The organism is Candidatus Jidaibacter acanthamoeba, assembly GCF_000815465.1.
Lineage (GTDB): Bacteria > Pseudomonadota > Alphaproteobacteria > Rickettsiales > Midichloriaceae > Jidaibacter > Jidaibacter acanthamoebae.
Genome location: NZ_JSWE01000085.1, coordinates 1 through 241 on the forward strand (window position 1 = coordinate 1; position 241 = coordinate 241).

Annotated in this window: 1 protein-coding gene; it reads left to right on the forward strand. The window is 38.6% G+C overall.

Annotation, left to right across the window (positions count from 1 at the left end; genetic code table 11):
- The coding region (locus NF27_RS02815) for a hemagglutinin repeat-containing protein (RefSeq protein ID WP_039455578.1) at positions 1-241 on the forward strand (241 nt) is incomplete at both ends.

A 241-nucleotide genomic window follows, 5' to 3' on the forward strand; every position in this document is an offset into this window, starting at 1 on the left:
GCAAGTTCCATTAAGGGAAAGCTAGTTAATCTGGTAGTGGGAGAAGATCTAAGTCTAAAGGGTAGTTATATTAACGGGGAGAAAGTTGATATTGATGTAGCAAAGAAGATAATTATAGAGAGTGTAAGGAACAGAAATAGGGAAGAACATAGTAGTAGCGGGTTTAATGTTGGAGTATCTGTCACTTGGGCTGGAGGAGTTACACCTAACATAGGGATTAGTGGAGATAGGAGTATAAAGA